The organism is Bacillus sp. TE9106W (assembly GCF_054062215.1).
The window spans coordinates 104,943-121,780 of sequence record NZ_JBSSFA010000013.1 but is presented as its reverse complement, the minus strand read 5'-3'; the positions used below and the strand labels follow the sequence as shown (position 1 = coordinate 121,780).

The 16,838-nt window shown below is 32.6% G+C and carries 17 protein-coding genes and 3 pseudogenes; 5 read left to right on the top strand and 15 right to left on the bottom strand.

The annotated features are described in order from the left end of the window. Window positions 1–414: 414 nt before the first annotated feature. Window positions 415–1,614, bottom strand: coding sequence for a multidrug effflux MFS transporter (locus ACVWY7_RS21090; RefSeq protein ID WP_000757976.1), 1,200 nt, complete (start codon window positions 1,612–1,614; stop codon window positions 415–417). A 371-nt stretch (window positions 1,615–1,985) separates the two neighbouring features. On the opposite strand from ACVWY7_RS21090, the gene ACVWY7_RS21085 reads away from it, so the two are divergent. Then, window positions 1,986–2,552, top strand: a complete 567-nt coding sequence (locus tag ACVWY7_RS21085; RefSeq protein WP_000570023.1) for a DUF5823 family protein — start codon at window positions 1,986–1,988, stop codon at window positions 2,550–2,552. 43 nt (window positions 2,553–2,595) lie between these two features. On the opposite strand, the gene ACVWY7_RS21080 is transcribed toward ACVWY7_RS21085, so the two are convergent. From ACVWY7_RS21080 to ACVWY7_RS21060, 5 genes are all read right to left on the bottom strand, one after another. Continuing rightward, a complete protein-coding gene (locus ACVWY7_RS21080; protein WP_000390469.1) occupies window positions 2,596–2,820 on the bottom strand; it encodes a hemolysin XhlA family protein in 225 nt (74 codons plus the stop codon). Between the two features lie 320 nt (window positions 2,821–3,140). Then, a complete protein-coding gene (locus ACVWY7_RS21075; RefSeq protein WP_073525301.1) occupies window positions 3,141–3,419 on the bottom strand; it encodes a hypothetical protein in 279 nt (92 codons plus the stop codon). 630 nt (window positions 3,420–4,049) lie between these two features. Next, window positions 4,050–4,430: a hypothetical protein gene (locus ACVWY7_RS21070; RefSeq protein WP_073525303.1), complete on the bottom strand. Its 381-nt coding sequence runs from the start codon at window positions 4,428–4,430 to the stop codon at window positions 4,050–4,052. 379 nt (window positions 4,431–4,809) lie between these two features. Continuing rightward, on the bottom strand, window positions 4,810–5,472 hold the full coding sequence (gene bshB2, locus ACVWY7_RS21065; protein WP_000439476.1) for a bacillithiol biosynthesis deacetylase BshB2: 663 nt from the start codon (window positions 5,470–5,472) through the stop codon (window positions 4,810–4,812). Window positions 5,473–5,487: 15 nt separating this feature from the next. Then, on the bottom strand, window positions 5,488–5,838 hold the full coding sequence (locus tag ACVWY7_RS21060) for a YojF family protein (RefSeq protein ID WP_000407043.1): 351 nt from the start codon (window positions 5,836–5,838) through the stop codon (window positions 5,488–5,490). Between the two features lie 262 nt (window positions 5,839–6,100). Between ACVWY7_RS21060 and ACVWY7_RS21055 the strand changes: the two genes are divergently transcribed. Continuing rightward, complete coding sequence (locus ACVWY7_RS21055; RefSeq protein ID WP_073525305.1) at window positions 6,101–7,426, top strand: ArsB/NhaD family transporter; 1,326 nt, start codon at window positions 6,101–6,103, stop codon at window positions 7,424–7,426. A 169-nt stretch (window positions 7,427–7,595) separates the two neighbouring features. Here ACVWY7_RS21055 and ACVWY7_RS21050 read toward each other — a convergent pair whose 3' ends face one another. Then, window positions 7,596–7,823 (bottom strand): hypothetical protein, encoded by a 228-nt coding sequence (locus ACVWY7_RS21050; protein WP_001047303.1) that lies wholly within the window; start codon window positions 7,821–7,823, stop codon window positions 7,596–7,598. Window positions 7,824–7,922: 99 nt separating this feature from the next. Further along, window positions 7,923–8,012: pseudogene (locus tag ACVWY7_RS21045) on the bottom strand (GNAT family N-acetyltransferase); the annotation flags it as partial. Window positions 8,013–8,292: 280 nt separating this feature from the next. On the opposite strand from ACVWY7_RS21045, the gene ACVWY7_RS21040 reads away from it, so the two are divergent. After that, window positions 8,293–9,057, top strand: coding sequence for a DUF817 domain-containing protein (locus ACVWY7_RS21040; RefSeq protein WP_073525309.1), 765 nt, complete (start codon window positions 8,293–8,295; stop codon window positions 9,055–9,057). A 280-nt stretch (window positions 9,058–9,337) separates the two neighbouring features. Here ACVWY7_RS21040 and ACVWY7_RS21035 read toward each other — a convergent pair whose 3' ends face one another. The 3 genes and pseudogenes from ACVWY7_RS21035 to ACVWY7_RS21025 form a co-directional block, all read right to left on the bottom strand. Next, window positions 9,338–10,195 carry a PhzF family phenazine biosynthesis protein gene (locus tag ACVWY7_RS21035; RefSeq protein WP_105989637.1) on the bottom strand — a complete coding sequence of 286 codons (858 nt, stop codon included), beginning with the start codon at window positions 10,193–10,195 and terminating at the stop codon, window positions 9,338–9,340. Window positions 10,196–10,315: 120 nt separating this feature from the next. Next, a pseudogene (locus ACVWY7_RS21030) lies at window positions 10,316–10,486 on the bottom strand (DUF4003 domain-containing protein); the annotation flags it as partial. A 216-nt stretch (window positions 10,487–10,702) separates the two neighbouring features. Then, complete coding sequence (locus ACVWY7_RS21025; protein WP_001081142.1) at window positions 10,703–11,158, bottom strand: DinB family protein; 456 nt, start codon at window positions 11,156–11,158, stop codon at window positions 10,703–10,705. Between the two features lie 195 nt (window positions 11,159–11,353). Between ACVWY7_RS21025 and ACVWY7_RS21020 the strand changes: the two genes are divergently transcribed. Further along, window positions 11,354–11,797 carry a DinB family protein gene (locus tag ACVWY7_RS21020; protein ID WP_000903450.1) on the top strand — a complete coding sequence of 148 codons (444 nt, stop codon included), beginning with the start codon at window positions 11,354–11,356 and terminating at the stop codon, window positions 11,795–11,797. 80 nt (window positions 11,798–11,877) lie between these two features. After that, window positions 11,878–12,414: a GNAT family N-acetyltransferase gene (locus ACVWY7_RS21015; RefSeq protein WP_212114976.1), complete on the top strand. Its 537-nt coding sequence runs from the start codon at window positions 11,878–11,880 to the stop codon at window positions 12,412–12,414. 112 nt (window positions 12,415–12,526) lie between these two features. On the opposite strand, the pseudogene ACVWY7_RS21010 reads toward ACVWY7_RS21015, so the two are convergent. The 4 genes and pseudogenes from ACVWY7_RS21010 to ACVWY7_RS20995 form a co-directional block, all read right to left on the bottom strand. After that, window positions 12,527–12,799, bottom strand: a pseudogene (locus ACVWY7_RS21010) (DUF2690 domain-containing protein); the annotation flags it as partial. A gap of 160 nt (window positions 12,800–12,959) precedes the next feature. Beyond that, window positions 12,960–13,664 carry a histidine phosphatase family protein gene (locus ACVWY7_RS21005; RefSeq protein WP_000797133.1) on the bottom strand — a complete coding sequence of 235 codons (705 nt, stop codon included), beginning with the start codon at window positions 13,662–13,664 and terminating at the stop codon, window positions 12,960–12,962. A gap of 163 nt (window positions 13,665–13,827) precedes the next feature. Continuing rightward, the gene (locus tag ACVWY7_RS21000) at window positions 13,828–14,352 is read right to left on the bottom strand and encodes a GNAT family N-acetyltransferase (protein WP_212114973.1); all 525 of its coding nucleotides are present in this window, start codon (window positions 14,350–14,352) and stop codon (window positions 13,828–13,830) included. A 6-nt stretch (window positions 14,353–14,358) separates the two neighbouring features. Further along, the gene (locus ACVWY7_RS20995; protein WP_073525313.1) at window positions 14,359–16,260 is read right to left on the bottom strand and encodes an endonuclease MutS2; all 1,902 of its coding nucleotides are present in this window, start codon (window positions 16,258–16,260) and stop codon (window positions 14,359–14,361) included. Window positions 16,261–16,838 lie beyond the last annotated feature (578 nt).

The following is a 16,838-nucleotide window of genomic DNA, read 5'->3' as shown; positions in this document are numbered from 1 at the left end:
CTTCCATTATTCTATAAATCTTAAAATTACTTACCTTATATTAATTCATTAATCTGAAAAATTCAATTATTTTTTCAATAAATTATTATACATAAGTATGATTAATTTTTAACTAAATTAACAATAAAATACATCTATTCAATATGATTCCGGTATGAATGTTATGACAATATAAATAATTGACGAGAGCATTTCTTCCTCGGTTTCAGACCGCATGTACTTCAATCTTTATAGTTGATAACGTAAATTCCTACTCGTCCCATTCATATACCAATCAGAAATTTAATATATTAATACACTACTAACTGCTTCATTCCAGCCCAATTTTGAGGCAGGAATCTTGCTACCTCAAAATTGCGGAATAAAATATAAAAGAGTCTCATAAAAAAATGAGACTCTTTTACCATTTCATATTTAAATCGTTTTTGAAGTTTGTTTACCTAAAACAAACACTTTAGTAAACACCATCATGACAACTACTATAACTAGAAAATAAAGTGGCATCACCAGTAACGAGCCCGTATGAAATTGACTCATTCCCCAAATTGTTATTGTTACAATTACATAGTACCCTAGGCTAAACAATGCACCCGCTGTACCAATGACATCTTGAAAATCTATTAATGCTAAACTTAAACAGTTAGGTAATGCTACTCCAATTCCTAATAGCAATATGAACATCGCTATTAAAAACACAATCATATATATTACATTCGGACTCGATCCAACAAACGTAATAACAGATAAAAGAATAGCTCCTCCTGTCATTACAAGACAACCGATATATATAATTTTCTCTGGTTTATAAGTTGCAAGCAATCGTTTTGAAACTTTCGCTCCAATAATAGAAGCAGAAGCAACAACAATTCCTAAAAATCCATACATACTAGGCGATAATCGAAAGTATTCAATAAAGATAAACGGTGCTTCTGCATAATAGCTAAATAAAACACCATTTGCTCCTCCAATTAATAGCCCATATGTTACTACTTTCGAATTTGTAATTAATCTTTTCAATACTGAAAAGACATTTATTTTATTTGTTACTGAGTTCGTTTTTGTTTCTGGAAGAGAAACAAACGTATACAGAAAAATTCCGACACTCATAACTACTAAACTTAAAAATACTATTTTAAAACCAAACATTTGATCAAGAAATCCACCAATTAATGGCCCTATCGCTGGTGTAAAAGCAATGACTGCCGAGATTTGAGCAAACATAACATGCCTCTTATGCCCTTCTACACTTTCACGAAGAATCGTTTGCGTCACAACTGATCCTGCACTTGCTCCAAATGCTTGAATAAAACGACTTACTAATAAAACTTCAATGGAATTTGCAATAAAGCATAAGAAACTCCCAATGCCATATACAACAATTCCAAATAACATTGCCGGACGACGGCCAATTATATCCGATAGCCATCCAATAAAAAATACACCTAAAGCAAATCCAGCAAAATACACACTAAGTGTTAACTGTACCTCATTATTACTTACGTGCAGCGCCTTTGAAATGTCTGGTAAAGACGGTGTATAAATCGTTTCACTAATTTGCGGAAATGCGACAAGAATAATCATTAATAAAAGTGATGGTACTGAGACTTTTTTCATTTTTCATACCCTCCTATAACTTTGAAAATCTCAGAAATAAAAAGACTTTCCTTAGCTACGGAACAGGAGGGGCCATTATAGAAATTCGCTCATAAAACAACAAAGAAAACACCTCAATTACGTATGTTAATACTTATAGGAGGGTAATATTAACATTGATTTTTTAAATATACTTTTTCAATTATATTACATATTATGTTTCTTTTTCTAGTCCTCGGCCTTGGCCTTGGCAAATTTATTAAAGAGATACCTTGAAGCAACCACCTTTTTATGGAATAATTAGAAATAGTTTGGAATTATACACCTAATTATTTAACAATAAACTAGCACATTTTAAAGTCGCAAAGCTTACAAATAGGAGGCCTTTCGTAATGATTGAAATTTTAAGGACGGTAATAAACTTCTTAATCTCTCTATTCTCAGGAGAATTACCAATTGTATATTATGTATGGATTATCGCTTTATTTGTCATTCAAATGATCCAGGCTACTCTCAGCTATAAGTTCTTTAAAAAGAAAGATAATTTCAGCGCTTATATATCGGAAGGATTACTCGCTTTTATTATTTTATTGTTTGGAGGCATGTTAGTATCTAAGTTACTTGCTTACATCATAGACGATCCTACTATTAGTATGACAAATGTAACACATTATTTTATTTCTCTTATTATATTAACTATATTTGTCGTAATAACCTGTATGAAAGACTTTATAGAGGCATCTATAAAGAATAAAAATATATTACTTTTTAGCTTTTTAGTAATTTCCTTACTAACAAGTATACTTTCTTTCAAGTTTTTATCACCTTTAATTGAAGGTTCTTTTTCTCTTTCTAAATCTTTTATCACCACTTTAATCATTCTTGTAACTATATCAATCCCTCTATTAATTTCCTTAGAGGATAAGTATGCAGATGAAAAGGAAACGGAAAATGTATAGTTTCTCATTTATATAAAAGAAAGAGGGATCTCCCCTCTTTCTTTTATATCATCCCTTTTAATATCAATCCTAAAACTGACATTATTATCGCACTAATAATAATTCGCAAAATCCAAGTTGTATTTGTACTTATTTTTTCTAATTGCTTATTGATTGTTGCTATGTCTTTCTCATTAATAGTGGTACGCGTTTCTAAATTTCGAATATCTCTCATCATTTCTTTTTGCTCCGCCTTGAGACTGTCAATTTTAGCGTAAACATCTTCCATATATTCACACCCTCTGTTCATCTTAATAGAAAAATCTATATATATTATGAGACAACCCTCTTACCGGTGAATACATTCCGTATATGTGCGCACCAAATTATTTGCACAATCTAATTATGTTTCCATTCTTCTATATTAAAATTAGCGTTAGGATAAATTAAATATAGAAAAGGAATCCCTTGTTTATGTAACAGCAAACAAGGTGCTCTCCAGCATACAAGAGCACCTAAGATAATTTCTATTGTTTTCATCACCATTTTCATGTTTACTAACTCAATATAGTCAGTATGATTTTATGAAGAGTCTACTTTGTTAGCTGCTTACTGTATACTAATAGTAATACGAAATAGTTCCATTGATAAACTCTCTAGAACAATAAATATACTGGCGGAAACGGACCTATACCCGATATTTTTTCCAGTAACATGAATGGTTATTTCTAATAAATGCGTTTGTATACCATTGTTTTCAAAAATTCCATCCTCAACCTTTACAATATCTGCTTCACAATCTACTTCTTTAAAAGTTTTCAGTAATTTTGTTTCTAATAAACTACAATCAAAGTTTTCATCTTTTATTACGGCAAATTTAACCTTCATATCGATTTCCCCATTTTTAACAAACTAAAATCATTAAATCTATATAAATATATATTATTTTATTAATTAATTCAAAATATATGTTTCTTACAGATTATTACTAAATATCAATTTTAGGGACTGTAAGGCCTTTTAAAGATTTTTTATCCAAAATAGAACTTAATCCACGATTAATCACGTGTTTCAAATACGATATCTTTATCTGTTGAACAACCTTATCTCTCCTTAAAAAACCTTGTTTTCACCCTATTTCTTAACAAGAGTTCTAACCTTAAGTTGTCTTTTCTTTATAAAAAATAGCCTGCCTATTTCTGTAGGCGGGCTATATCTTTATTACACCATATAAAAGGTATACGCTCTTCTCCACTTGAACTTTATGTAATGACACAGATTCTAAATAAATTATTATCTTTTCTATATTCTTATCATTAATTTTTTGTTCATAAATTCGTAACACATATATATGAGTTATCATGCTAAAATTAGTTTATTCAAAAGAAATTATTCTTAATGAACCGATAATTTTTAATACCCTGTTTTAAAGCCTCGCCCCCCTGCGAGGCTTTTTCCTATTTAACTTGAATAGTAGTTATCAACCGTTACTATGCTGCTACACATTCCTATCTTTAGTTATTCAGCATCAGCACACGTAAATTTCTTTCCTGCATCATTTGATTTACAAATTTTATTTATCGATTTTTCGGTTATCTTTTCACTTTCACTAGAAACTTGATCTACATCCATTCGAAATATTTGTTCTGGATTCTCTTTTGAATTCCCTTCAATATGAATTGTACGATTGAACATCTCAGCCGTGAAGCTGCTAGATGTATTTATCATTTTCACTCCATTATTTTCACCTACATAGCGTTCAACTACTTTCTCAGCTTCTTTAAGTTGCTGAGATGTAGGATACGGTATCGATTCCGCTAAAGTGACTACACCTACTAAATAAGTAATATATAAACCACCTGCAATTAAGATAACTTTCTTTACTGTTTTATGAATCATGCTCTAACTCCCTTTTCTTATTTCGCTATTAAAATATATAATTTTTCTAATTTTCATCAATTTCTTTTTAATACATAACATTCGTTTTACATTTCATAAAAAGCACCTCTCTTACTAATTTTCAATTTGATAATACCATGTCATTTATCGTTTTTCAATAAATAATTATTATATTTCATTATTTATTTACTGTTTCCTTTTAAAATAATGATAAAACCAAATAACTTTCTTATAAAATCCTTAGTCTAGTAAGAAAGTAGCTAAAGCTCTCCTATCTTTTACAAAGGATGATGCTAATGTTGTTAATGGCACAAAAAAGCACCGTCACAAGTGACGGCGCTTTTTCTATGTAAGAGCTACTAGAAGGTTCCCTTCTAGTCTACTCCCATTTATAAGTCCAAAATTGTTCCAGTTGCAGCCATTTTAATGTTGCTGCATCTTTGTTTTTGATTTTCGCATGCGTTTCTTCAAGCATTGCTTCTGTTTGCGAACGGTGCGCACCTAGTGCAGCTAATTTATGCTCGAATACTTCACTAATATTATTTACAACATCCGGCTCACCTAGTACAGCTTCGCGATTTTTCGTAATCGCAACCGCATGAATAACTGGACGTTCTTCTTTTGACATACGTGATACAGCGCGAACAACAGCGCGGCCAAATGCATCATGATCTGGATGTACGCCGTGCTCTGGATAAAATGTAATAATTCGAGATGGATTTACTTCTTGAATGATTGCTTCAATTTTATCTGCTACGAAATCAACATCTTCAAATTCTAACGTTTTATCATGGAAACCAAGCATTCTTAAGTCTTGAATCCCCATCGCTTCACATGCATCTTTCAATTCTTTTTTACGGATATTTGGAATCGTTTCACGGTTAGCGAACACGTTTTTTCCCATGTTACGTCCCATTTGTCCTAAAGTACCACACGCATACGTTACAGGTACTCCTTGATCTGTTAATAAGCGAATTGTTCCTCCCGCAGCAAATGCTTCATCATCTGGATGCGGAAATACAACAAGTACATGTCTCTCCATAAGTTTCCCTCCTTCTTACTTAAATGGCGTTAAGCTTAACTCAAGCGCTACTGCTAAGCGACCTTGGTTATCATGCCCTGCTAGTAATAAACGCTCTTTATCGTCTACTTCCCAGTGCGTAATACCTTCAGCATATACCCAGCCGTGATCCATCTTTAAACCAACTCGGTATGGGTTTGTTCCAGTTATTTTCCCGCGCTCAAAGCGAATCATTGCATTTCGAATGAATGCTCCAACTGTCATCATCTTTTCATTAAAGTGTGACGCGTACGCTCCATTCGTCGTTTCTAAATGAATATATACATCTTTATTTACAAAACGTTCAATTTCATTTTGAATAAGAGAACTATCTTTTACTATTTCCATCGGAATTCACCTCTTTAAACCATTTTACGCAAAAATAATGTAAATTGCTATCTCTATATTAGAGGACAACGCCCACTTTTCCTAATAATTTGCACTGTGTTTCTTCATTTTTTTATATCATATGTAAAATCATCATTTTTTCCTTCACTTTGTTAAATAGTTTTCTTTCTTTTTTGAATTTGCTACAATATATTTTATCCCGTATTCATACAGCGGGATACATTTCAACAATTGAATACATACTTTAAAGAAGGTGACATGATTGGAACAATCAGCACATGAAGTAGCAAATTGGCAATATTATTTTGCAATTGCCGTATTTTTAGTCACGTACGGATTTATTATTTCTGAGAAATTGAATCGTGCTGTAATTGCACTATTCGGTGCTGCTATTATGATTATTTTTGGAATTGTAGATTTACATACTGCTTTCACATCACATATTCAATGGGAAACGATCACCCTCTTAATTGGGATGATGATTCTCGTACATATTACAAGTCAATCCGGCGTATTTGAATTTGTGGCTATTAAAGCAGCTAAGGCAGCTGGCGGCAAACCAATCCGCATTTTACTATTACTATCTCTATTAACCGCTGTCGGTTCTGCATTTTTGGACAACGTAACGACCGTTTTATTAATCGTTCCTGTTACATTATCCATTACACGTATTTTAAAAGTTAATCCTATTCCTTATTTACTTTCAGAAGTACTATTTTCAAATATAGGCGGAACAGCAACATTAATCGGTGACCCACCTAATATTATGATTGGATCAGCAAATAAGCATTTAGACTTTAATGCCTTTTTACTAAACTTAGCTCCAATCGTAATTATTATTTCTATCGTTACACTTGGCATTATTTACTTCCTGTATCGCAACAAACTAAAAACAACAACTGAACAAATTAAAATATTAATGGAATTAAACGAAAAAGATTATATTAAAGATCACAGCCTCCTTTTAAAATCCATTTCGATTTTAGGACTAACTATTTTAGGCTTTATACTTCATTCGATTATTCACGTAGACGCTGCCGTTATCGCGATGACAGGCGCTACACTTCTTATGCTAATTGGAGTAAAAGACCATGATATTGAAGATGTATTTGCCCACGTTGAATGGGTAACCATCTTCTTCTTCGCCGGACTATTCGTTCTTGTTGGTGGTTTAATTGATATCGGGCTTATTACTTCACTTGCAAAAGAAGTAATCGACGTAACAAACGGGGATATCGGTTTCGCTGCGATACTTATCTTATGGGTATCCGGCATCGCATCTGCAACCATCGACAATATCCCATTTGTCGCAACGATGATCCCGCTTATTCAAGATTTAGCTACAGGACTCGGACTATCTGTCGATTCCCCGCAAATCGAAGTATTATGGTGGGCTTTATCACTTGGAGCTTGCTTAGGAGGAAACGGAACATTAATCGGAGCATCCGCAAACGTAGTCGTTGCTGGTATTGCAAAACGTGAAGGGCATGCTTTCTCTTATATGGACTTCTTAAAAATTGGTTTGCCGTTAACAATCATTGCATTACTATTATCACACGCTTATATATATTTACGTTATTTAATGTAGATGTTGTAGTGTGTGAAATTATATCGACGATTTTTAAAATATATCGATCGTTTCTTCGAATATATCAACGATTTTCTAATTATATCGACGATTCGACAGAAAATATCGAATTACCGACAAATAACGACAATAAAAAAGGTATGCAGCGCTAAACTGCATACCTTTTTTATCACCAAAATATACCAATAATTGCTAAACCACCTAAAATCATACCACCAATTTGTCCAATGATTGTTGGCGATAATTGGACACCTTTCCTCACTTCAACAACCGGTCTTTCATGCCTTAGTTGCTGCACTTCGCTTTGCAATTGATGTACACTTCCGTGCAATTCTTTAATTAACTCCTTTAACTCAGCAACCTCTTCATTTACTGGTTTTGCTTTTTCTAAATTCATCTCGCATGACTCCTTATAAATTCAATCCGTACACTGTAAATTTTCGCTAATTATCATTATATCTCCTGCATACTACATATATAATTTCGAATATACTTTCTAATCTTGCAGCTCTATCCATTCATTCCGCAATATCCCCATAATCATACGATCAAAACACTTCCCATCTCTTTGAACCGCTTCTCTCATAACTGATAATTTAATCGTTTTATGTTGAAAAAGATTCATCGCCATTTCAAACTCCTCCTTTTTTAATAACGGAAATACTTATTTTAGCCTATTTATCTCCTTGTTCCATAAACTACTTTATAAACGGGATACATACAATAAGCGCTGACATTAGCACATCTCCTCTACATTTAATCAATTTCATTTTACATTAGTTTTTGTTCTATTATTTAGAACTATAGTATACTTAACTATCATTCAGATTATTCAATCAAAACGAGAACTCATAGAAGGTGAAAACATGTTTTATATAAAACAACTTCTCTATTTTACTTATGAACAAGCATTATCTTGCTTATTCCCAGTCGTCATTTTTTTAACACTAGCTCTTTCAAAACTCATAACGATTCCAGGTTTATATCGGTATGATTTCATACTCATCGTATGTCTTCTTATGCAGTGGTTTATGTATAAGACTGAACTTGAGACGAAAGACGAATTAAAAGTAATTACTGTCTTCCATCTCATCGGTCTTTTACTTGAAATATATAAAGTACATTTCGGTTCGTGGAGTTATCCTGAAGAGGCGTATTCAAAGGTTTTTGGAGTTCCACTTTACAGCGGTTTTATGTATGCGAGTGTCGCAAGTTACATATGCCAAGCATGGAGAAGAATGCATTTACAAATGTATCATTGGCCAAAAGCTATTTTTGCAATACCTCTAGGAGCAATGATTTACTTCAATTTTTTCACCCACCATTTCATATACGATTTTAGATGGGTATTAACTTTACTTTTATTCATCGTTTTCTTTCGCACATTTGTAGAATTTTCATTACGAGGCTTTACATATAAAATGCCACTCGTTCTCTCCTTTTTCCTTATCGGGTTCTTTATTTGGATTGCAGAGAATATCGCAACATTTTTCGGAGCATGGCAATATCCAAATCAACATGAAACGTGGAATCTCGTTCACTTAAGCAAAATTAGCTCATGGTTTCTACTCGTTGTTATTAGCATTATGATTGTTACACAACTTAAACATTTGAAGCAGTTGAAAAAATAATGCTGATTATGTAAAAACAAAAAACACTTTCATTATCTGTCGTACTTACTTTTGTCTTTTTTACTTTTAAATCACTTCCTATTTTTCTTTTTAAGGACTTTTCCAATCATTTTTCTCTATCCTGCTCAACCTCTTCTTGTAAGCTTGTAATTTTCTTCTGTTACATCTGTGCCCTCATATTACAAAGAAAAAAGACAAAGCATCGAATAATCAAATACTTTGTCTACAGTCCGAGGTTGAGAAAGTATTTTCTCAACCTTTTTATTCGTTGTTTTTATTTTCACTCCATATTTTCTACATTTAAACACTTAGTTTCACAGTAATAGCCTTTGCCGCCAACATAAACCTTTTCTATTTCATTCTTGCTATTGGTTGCTAATTTAACTAATATTTCAGAAGGCGATTCCAAAGAATAACCTTGTTCAAATACATAGACTTCTTTTTGCAAGTTGTGCTGTTCATGAAGGTAGCAAGCTAATGCACCATTTGAAGTTCCAGTCGCTGCTTCTTCATTAATGTCGTATAGTGGCGCAAAATTCCTGCATATAATTCGATCGTCATTAAAAGTATATAGATGCATCCCGACAACATTATAATACTTGCTGATTTCTTTAATTTTTTCAAAACTAGGTTGCAGTGCATGTAATCGTGTTTCGCTTTTTATAGGAATTAAAATATCTTTTAAGCCCGTGGAGACAATTTGAATTGGATATTTATTATCTATAGCTTTCATGTCAAAACAGTCGATGAACTCGTTTGGAGATACAACATCATAGAATATCGGATTGTTTTGTTCCATGAATATGCTGTCATCTTTTATGGTAATAGTAAGAACACCGCTGTTTGTTTCAATTGTATAGCAATTCCTGAAAAGTTTATTTAAATGCATCAGTATCGCGAAAGAGCCAATTGTAGCATGACCACATAAATCAACTTCTTCTTTTGGTGTAAAATACTCAAATTTATAATCAGCAATTTCAGATTCTGATATAAATGCGGTTTCCGCATAACCCAGTTGTTTGGCTATTGCCATTTTTTGAGTAGTGGTCAATGCATTCTCAATAAATACCACTCCTGCTTTATTTCCGCCTTTATGATCCTTGCTAAATGCACTTGCAACATACACGGATAGTTTCATAAGACACCTTCCTCATCCAAGGAGTTATATAGATTCATCATAATTTACAACAGCATAAACAGTTACACATTATGAACTACTACTAGCGGAGGAAGTTGCTACAGATGAAGCGGCAATCGTTGCCATCATAGCAGCAATCATCATACCTGTTCGAGAATCACTCGTTTTCCATTTTAGTTCTCCCTTTAACTGTGAATATGTATGTGTATATTGTTCCAGCTTTCGTTCTAATGTAATCATAGTATTCACCCCTATTTCTAGTTCTTCTCTTTTATTATACGTATATTCCATATTTAGGAATACTATAATTAATAATCCATCATAAAAATAATAATTTTTTTATCCTTATATATTGGTTTTTCGCCCTTCTTCATCAGCATCACGATGATAACCCCTAATCCTTCAAGAAGTTATACAAAAAAAGGTAGATAATAATTTATCTACCTTTTTTGTATATATATTATTTAACAATACATCTGTCATTTTTCTCGTTATATGCAATTCAAACTAAAGAGCCTTAATAATACGTTCCATTGCTTTCATTTGACCAATATGATCTGCTTCATGATAAAGCATCATACCGTAAAGCTCACCAACTGTTTCTAGTCCTAAGAATGGCTCTGGCAGTTTATTTTCAAATGCTTCTGCTGGAATTTCGTTAATACGTTTTGCTTGTTCTTTTAATTGAGCCATTAACACGTCTAATGATGGTCCTTCTGTTTTCCATTTAGATGGTCTTGATCCATACCCAAACATACCTGGATATTCAGTTGGTAATTGCTTAAACTCTCTTCCAAACATGAAAGTCTCTGCTGCTGTTAATACATGACCAATATGCCAGCGAATTGTATTATTAAAACCATCCGGCTGTGTATCTACAGTTTTATCATCTAGCGTCTCCATAAATTTAAGCAATTCCCCACGCGTTATTTCCAATTGTTTTAAACCAACTAGTCTATTCATTTTATCGCTCTCCTTCTTGATTTGCATTTTATTACGAACTAATAATGTTCAATTCATTAAAGTTTCATCTTGTTTAATTTATCAGAAACCCTTAAGAAACACACCTAATATGCTTAATAAAAAGGTTCATCTCTCATAAATATAGAATTACTTACTACACAAATACTTTAGTAAATAAAAGAGGAGTGTCATGGCATGTTACATGTTTTAAAACAACAATATAATCATATTAGCTCTACAAGAGAAACTCTATTTTCGTTTTTGGAAGAAATCCCATTAGAAAAATTACATAGCACTGTTCCGAATTTCGGGAGCGGTAGCATTATAAAGACACATATTCATGTAGCCGATTGTTATCGATACTGGCTTGGATCATTCGCATTCAAGCAAAAACGAGCAGATTTTTCATTCGCTAGTAATTATGAAATTGAACATGCAGATGTAGAAAAAGTTCGTGCTAGATTTAAGTTAGTAGATGAGACCGTACAACGCTTTTTAGATGAATACACTGACCGATGGCTCGATAATATAGCAAATGAAGTAAAATGGCAAAAAGAACCTTGGAGTACAACGCCGCTATGGCTTTTAACTCATACGGAGACACATGAGTTTCATCATAAAGGACAAATATCGAATTAAGATTCATATTTTTTATGTAACTCATTGAAGAAAGTTTAAGTATTTATACATTCAATTACTAACTAAAGGAGAAAATTATAATGAGATTAGAGAGTGAAAGAATTTATTTAAGGCCTCTTTGTCAGCTAGATGCTCCTATTATGTTAGAAAGTACAATGGATGATGAAATAAGATATATGACTGGAACCAAGTCTACTTTTTCGTTGGAGCAAATTAAAACACATATAGATCATATAAATAATGATTCAAGTCGCTATGATTTCGCTATTTGTTTACAAAGCAATGACGAGATGATTGGAGAGTTGTCGATTTTAGATATCGATGAGGAGAACAAAAGAGCAGGATTCAGAATATCAATGCTTTCAATAGCATTAACAGGACAAGGCTATGGAACTGAAGCTATTAAAATCGTTTTAAGATTTGTTTTTAAACAACTATCATTAAATCGTTTACAGTTAGAAGTATTTAGCCATAATTTACGAGAAATTAAAGCTTATGAAAAAGTTGGTTTTGTAAAAGAAGGAATCTTACGTCAATCTTTATTTTATAACGATACATACTCAGATGAAATGATTATGGCCATACTTAAAAGCGATTATATAGAGAGACCTTTGTAAATGACTGTACTTAATCTATTAAACAACTTTAAAGAACCTTACCACAATAAAATGCAGTAAGGCTCTTTCTTTTTTATATTAAATAACAGCTCTTAACACATTTATAATCGTATTAATACCAAATAGTCTCCGCATAATTATATGCATCACTATTCGGAATGGCATGTTTCCCCTGCGCTTGCGCTTTTCTTGGATCTAAATCATATACCATTCCAGTATAAGTGCTCCTTTGCCCCGTTTTAATTGCTCCATTACCACTATTAGAATCTACTGATTTTTGGAATACACCATTTTTATATTTATTTATAACAACGTAATTATATAATCCTCCAGAAACAGAAGGTGCTGGTTGATTTAAAACAAGCTTAGACCATGTCGCTTGACATTTTTTATAGCATCCTTTATTTCAAACATAAAAGAACCGATACTTGTTGCATGCAAGCATCGGTTCTCTCTATACAAATCCACTATTTCCCTTTCATTGAAAAAATATTTCTCCACTTATTTCGTTGTCTCTCCGTAAAGAGAGCCAAAATGTTGTACGATTATATTTCCACACTCTCTTTCCCTTTTGCAACATAACTCATATCACCAACTGACTCGACTGTATATATTCCATCTTGATATACAATCTTCGTCACACTAGCATTTTCCACGCCAAGTTTTGTTTTACTACTGTCTAGCATTTCTATTAAGGTAGTAATCAAAAGCCCATGAACGACAACTAAAACGTTCCCGCCGCCATCTTTAGCTGCTTCTTCACTAATTTTATCAATCTCTGCTTTTATACGAGTAGAAAATAATTCCCAATCTTCCGCCTGTTTTGTAGGGTCTGCTGCTCTAATAAGATCAATAACTTCTTGAATAGAAAACTTCATAAGTTCTTCTGGTGATGTAACGCCCGCAGCTTTTCCAACCGCATCCCACATATTATCAAGTTTTTCACCTTCAAAAATACCAAAATTTAATTCTCGTAATTTTTTTCTTTGCTCAAGTTTCAATTTTGACTGCTCACTATATTTTAATACTAAATTAGCAGTTTCAATCGCTCGGCCGCTATCACTACTATACGCATTCATAAAATGAATATCTTTTAATCCCGTTCCTAAATTTGTGGCAACTTCCACACCTTTTTCCACTAACGGAGAGTCTGCCCAACCTTGCGCGCGATGGTTCGTATTTAATATTGTTTTACCATGTCTTGTAACATATAACGTAACGACATTGCTATCTGTTTCTCGATTCTTCATTCTTTTTTCTCTCCCTTTACATTTCTATCTCAATATTAACACCTCAATTATTCATTGAGCAAAATATATGTAAGTAGCTTCGCTTAATAAAAAAATGCTACCTTTCTGTATATCCATACAAAAAGGTAGCGTCTTTTATGATTATATTTCTTAACCGATACTCCTACTCAGCAAAAGCACTCGAATATTGTACAACTCCTTCTACACTTTCAAGAGCATTTTCTGCTAATTCTATTACCATAAACACTTCTTCAGGCACTTCAAATGGTGCTTTTATATTCCACTCACTTGCTTTTTTAAAACCAAATTGCGGATAGTACTCTGGATGTCCTAATACTACAACTGATCCGTATCCAAGTTCTTTCGCTTTTTCTAAAGCATAAGCGATAAGTTTACCGCCAATTCCTTTTTTCTGATGGCCCCTAGCAACTGAAATTGGTGCAAGTGCTAATGATTCTTCAGAAGTTCCATCCTGTTCTATCGTAATTTTCGATAACATAATGTGACCGACTATTTCCTCATCTACCGCAACAATTGATAATTCCGGAATAAATGCGTCACATTCTCTAATACGTCTTACAAGTTCATGTTCTTTTTTATCACTAAACTCTTCATGTAAAAATGCTTCTTTTACAACTTCTTCTGTTTTTCTATAATCATTTTTTTGTTCTTGTCTAATCGTTACCACTCTAGATCACCCTCTATTCTTTCTTATTTCTTTTTGAATTTTACGAAGTGCTTTTTTCGATCCACGCTCTATATCATGTTGCATTTTTCTTTCTTTATAATCGACAAATAGCGTATTTAAATCGTATCCCTCTGGATATAATTCCTTTGCTGCTACTTCTAAAGTAATACGTTTTACATTCACTTCAATGAATTCACCGTTATAATATACAACCACGTTATAGAAATTATCTATTTCCTTATAGATGATACCAAAATCATCATGATCCAATAAATTTACACGGTCGCCTATTTTATACTCGTAATGATTTTCTCTTTTTTCTTGCAGGAATTTCGGTTTTCTAATTTTACTTTCATTCACTTTTTCTAAAGTATATTCTTTATTTCCCATGTACGCTTTCGCTCTTTTCAGTACATGTTCTCTTACGTGCATTTTATTTGCAATCCAAAGTGCATTACTTTCACCTGATTTACCGATCACTAATTTATAAAGCGGTTCTAGTGTCTCGCTATTAAATTGCATCGCTGCATTCATAAAATCATCGTGCATTTCTGAGAAGCGTTTAATTTCACCGTAATGCGTACTCGCAACTGTAATACATCCGGCAAGATAAAACTCCTCTAAAATAGAAATTGCAAGTGCTGCTCCTTCGTTCGGTTCAGTCCCACTTCCTATTTCATCAAACAATAGCAACGTATTATTATTTGACATCCTCATAATCTCAGATAAATTTTTCATATGTGATGAAAACGTACTGAGTGCATTTTCGATACTTTGATTATCACCAATATCTACAAATACATTTTCGAAAATAGCAATTTCTGTTTCTTTATCTCCAGCGATATGAAGACCTGACATCGTCGCTAATGTTAGTAATCCAATTGTTTTTAGCACAATTGTCTTACCGCCCGCATTTGGCCCTGTAATAATTAAACTACGATAGTTTTGACCGATTTCAAAGTTTAACGGTACTACTTTTCCACTTAAAAGCGGATGCTTACAATTTACTAAATGAATATAGCCATGATCATTTAACTTCGGCTCTATTCCATCGATTGATTTACTAAACTTCGCTTTCGCAAACACCATATCATACTGACTAATTAATTCCATATTAATTTTTATATGATATATATTTTCTACTACCATTCCTGATAAAGTCGCTAAAATTTGATATTCTTCCATCGCTTCTTCTGCTTTCAAACTTGCAAGTTCCGCATTTAACTTTGTAACCGTATGCGGTTCTATAAATACAGTAGAACCTTTAGCCGACGCTTCAACTATACTTCCCGCAACTTGATTTTTATAAGAAGATTTAATCGGAATCGTATACCTATCATCCTTCTTACTAATAAAGAATTCTTGAATATACTTCTTATTTGCACTACTATTTAAAAACTTCGTTAAACGTTCTTTTATTTTCCCGTCTACCGAATCAATGTTATTTCGAATTCGTTTTAACTCTTTACTAGCGGCAGAATCAATACTATTTCCTTTAATTGAAAAGTTAATTTCCTCTTCAATACTTTTATATTCAGTCATTGAATTTGCATAAGAAGCTAATACTGGTGCAAAAAATTCTTTATCTAACATAAATTTTTTAATCTTTCTACATCCGCGTAAAAAGTCTGAAACACTTACTAACTCTTCTGGATCTAAAATCATTCCTTTTTCTAATTTTTGAATTGTACTAGCAATATTTGAAATACCGAAAAAAGGCACATGCCCTTCTGCATCTAATATAGCTCGCGCTTCGGTTGTTTCATTTAATCGATTCCTTACCACTTTTATACTCGTACTCGGCTCTAATTTATTTATTAATTCTTTTCCTAATCCACTTACACAATAAAATTTCACTATATCCTTTAATTCGTTATATTGTAACTTTTCAAAAGTCATCGTATTCATTTTGTTTCTCCTCACTATGATTAATTTATATCATAAATGAAGATACCTACTCATTAGATTCCAATGAGCTCTACATTATTCAATTACCATTTTTATACATTAAAAATATATATAAAAAAGCTGCGGGGATACCGCAGCTTTTACATTTACAAGGCATAAGTAATAACATATGAGGAAATAAGCCATAAAAACGGATGGCAATCCCCTTATTACACGCTTTATAAAGTATTGTAGGTATCTTCATAGGTATCGAAATAAATCCATGACAAAATTAGGGGTATGATATACATAAAAATCCCCTGTTCTTATCTGATTTATTTCATTCAATTTTTCCTATTTAGTACCTACCGCACTCACAAAAAGCACCTCTCAATAATTTATATTATAGTCATTGAAATCTAATTTACTGAAATCATCATACTATATGTTTTGTAAGAAGTAAAGGTACCATACTTAATTAATACATATCTATACACTTCAATATCACAGCATGCAGTTGAATTATATCCAACTTTCATTTCAAATTAAATAAGTGCCTCCGCTATTGTGAATGTCATTTACTCTCCCTACTACATTTA